Source organism: Streptococcus sp. WM07 (genome assembly GCF_004570525.1).
Taxonomy (GTDB): Bacteria; Bacillota; Bacilli; order Lactobacillales; family Streptococcaceae; genus Streptococcus.
The window spans coordinates 1-2,993 of sequence record NZ_SPPZ01000091.1 but is presented as its reverse complement, the minus strand read 5'-3'; the positions used below and the strand labels follow the sequence as shown (position 1 = coordinate 2,993).

Below are 2,993 nucleotides of genomic sequence, written 5' to 3'. Positions count from 1 at the left end.
AGAGGTTAGTCCAATATGAAAAAGACAAAGAAAAATCACAGACAAATTTGTATCTTTTGGCGAAAACCAAATACAAATTCTCTGTGATTTTTCAATTATTGGCTAGTTTTTGCCCAGCCTCTTTTTTGCCTCTATCCCTTGCTACTATTGGTTTTATTGGAAATTGTGGTATAATAATACTAATTTTGATGAAGGAAGAAGATTGTGAAAAAAAGCTATCGTATCAAAAGAAATCAAGACTTTAAGGCTCTGTTAGCTCAGAAGCGAAATAAGGCTAATCGGAAGTTCGTGGTTTACCAGATGGATAGCGACCTGACGCACTTTAGGGTGGGGCTTTCCGTAAGCAAGCGTTTAGGGAATGCGGTGACCCGTAATCGCATCAAGCGGCATTTACGCCACCTCCTTCAAAAACATCAAGATCGGTTAGCGCCTGTGGATATTCTATTGATTGCCCGAAAGGGAGTCGAAGAGTTGTCCTATGTAGAGATGGAGCAGAATCTTCTCCATATCCTTAAATTGGCTACGATTTATCAAGAGGAAGATGAACGTGAAGAAAAAGAAAATACTTAGTTTAGGACTTGTGGGTTTGACTTTGGTTACGCTCACTGCCTGTGGAACTTCTCAGGTGACCAGTCAGTCGACAGGCCTCTGGGAGAAGTTGGTTTATTTATTTGCGGAAGCGATTAATGGTCTTTCTTTTGGAGGAAATGTTGGTCTAGGGATTATTCTCATGACCTTGATTTTGCGGACGGTACTCTTGCCTGTCTTCCAATATCAGACAAAGTCCTCCCAAAAGATGCAAGAGATCCAGCCTGCCCTTCGGGCTTTGCAAGAAGAGTACCGAGGACGTGGTCGTGAAGGTCAGGAGGAGCTAGCGCGCAGGACACAGGCTCTCTATACAGAGCGTGGTGTTCGCCCCTTTGCTGCCTTTATTCCCCTCTTTGTGCAATTACCAATTCTCTTGGCTTTCTACCAGTCCCTCACCCGAGTGGACATCCTGCAAGGAGCTCATTTCTTGTGGTTGGATCTTAGCCAACCCGACCCTTACTTGATTCTCCCATTTTTGGCCGCTGCACTCACCTTTGTGGCCTCTTGGCTATCTACTTATGCTTTAAAAGAAAAAAATGGATTAACATCCAGTATGACGTATATCATGCCGGTGATGATCTTCTTCCTCTCGCTCTCGGTGGCTAGTGGGGTGGCCCTCTACTGGACTATCTCCAATGCGTATCAGGTTGGACAGACCTTATTTTTGAATAATCCTTTCAAAATAGTGGCTGCACGTCAACGTGAAGAAGATGAGGTTAAGCAAAAGGTCGCTGCGCAACGCAAGGCCGAACGCAAGGCAAGGAAAAAGAGAAAGAAAAAGTAAAGCGATAAAGGAGTTTACTTATGGCACTTTATACAGGAGCTACCGTTGAGGAAGCAATTAAAAATGGTCTGGAAGACCTAGGCCTCCCACGCATGAAAGTTCGGATCAAGGTCCTAGCACGTGAAAAGTCCGGATTTTTAGGAATCGGTAAAAAACCAGCCCAAGTCGAGATGGAAGCCTTAGATTTCAAGGAAGACTATGACTTAGAAGACACTCTCCCGCTTCAAACCCCTCTGGTGGAAACTATTGAAGAAGATGTCACAGAGGAAAGCCAGTCTCAGGATGACATGGCAGAGGCTATTTCTAAATTAGAAGAGACTGGCAAGCTCAGTATCCTCTTCCCACGCGATCTTCCTAAAGAAGTCTTCGTAGAAGAAGAAGTTCAAGATGAGACAGCCCTTCCTCAAGTTGAAGAAGTTCTAGAAGAGGAAGAAATGGCTGAACCTACTGAGATTCAAGCATCTGAGCCCCTTCTTCAAGTTGAAAGCACTGAAGAAGATGCAGTAGAGGATAAGGAAGTGGTAGAAACTGACTTGGAAGCTACTTCAGTTGAAGCAGAGGTGACTCTGGAAGAAGTCGAAGAACCAGAAGTTTTGGATCAGTCTCCAGACGAAGAACAGCTAGAACCAACGACCTTTGTTCGACGTGAACGCGAAAGTCTAGAAGAAGAACAGATGGACCAAGCCCAAACATATTTGGAATCTATTCTCAAGGAAATGGATGTTGAAGCAACGGTCTCCGCATCTATCAGCCGCCGGACCATCTATTTCCAAATTGATACCAACGAACCAGGGCGTGTCATCGGCTACCACGGGAAAGTTCTTAAATCCCTACAGCTCCTAGCTCAAAACTACCTCTACAACCTTTATGGACGCACCCTCTTTATTTCCATCAATGTTAATGACTATGTGGAACACAGAGCAGAAGTTCTCCAAAGCTACGCCCAAAAACTAGCCCTTCGAGTCCTAGAAGAAGGCAGAGCCATGGAAACAGATCCAATGTCCAATAATGAACGCAAGATTATCCACCGCATCATCTCCAAAATCGATGGCGTTACCTCCTACTCAGAAGGCGACGAACCCAATCGCTACGTTGTAGTGGATATCGAAGAAGAAGAACTCGAATTAATTTAATAAGTAGAGGCTGGGCAAAAAGCCTTCGAAATAGAAAACAGCTTAGAATTACGTTATTAAAAACGTTGATTCTAAGCTGTTTTCTATTATTCAAATTTCAAGCTAAGCCAGAAATTCTGAATCTTCTTTTGTAAGCGCCCAATAACAAGGTATCTTTAACCGAACTAGAAATCTAGCTATACTAATCTTATAAATCATCAGGATGGAGATTGGTATGGTAGATTCTCGCTCGTTCACTAGGATAAATTTATGCGATTTAGGTCGGGTTCATTTGATAACTGGTAAAACAGATATGAGGCAAGGAATTGATTCCTTGGCTTACTTAGTGAAACAGGAATTTGAATTGGACCCTTTCTCAGGTCAAGTCTTTCTTTTCTGTGGTGGAAGAAAAGATCGCTTCAAAGCCCTTTATTGGGATGGACAGGGCTTCTGGTTACTGTACAAAAGGTTTGAGAATGGAAAACTCAACTGGCCTTCGAATGAGCGAG

General features: G+C 43.4%; 5 protein-coding genes. All 5 read left to right on the top strand.

Annotation, left to right across the window (positions count from 1 at the left end):
* A partial coding sequence (locus E4T71_RS10075) for a hypothetical protein (protein ID WP_209304479.1) occupies nt 1-245 on the top strand: 245 nt, incomplete at its 5' end.
* On the top strand, nt 205-570 hold the full coding sequence (gene rnpA / locus E4T71_RS08320) for a ribonuclease P protein component (RefSeq protein ID WP_135038853.1): 366 nt from the start codon (nt 205-207) through the stop codon (nt 568-570). The genes E4T71_RS10075 and rnpA, both read left to right, overlap by 41 nt.
* Entirely contained in the window at nt 548-1,372 is an 825-nt protein-coding gene (locus E4T71_RS08315; RefSeq protein WP_306766726.1) for a YidC/Oxa1 family membrane protein insertase, read from the top strand. Before rnpA ends, E4T71_RS08315 begins: the two co-directional genes overlap by 23 nt.
* A gap of 20 nt (nt 1,373-1,392) precedes the next feature.
* A complete protein-coding gene (jag, locus tag E4T71_RS08310; protein WP_135038848.1) occupies nt 1,393-2,505 on the top strand; it encodes an RNA-binding cell elongation regulator Jag/EloR in 1,113 nt (370 codons plus the stop codon).
* A 202-nt stretch (nt 2,506-2,707) separates the two neighbouring features.
* On the top strand, nt 2,708-2,993 hold a 286-nt coding region (tnpB, locus tag E4T71_RS08305; protein WP_245165717.1), incomplete at its 3' end, for an IS66 family insertion sequence element accessory protein TnpB.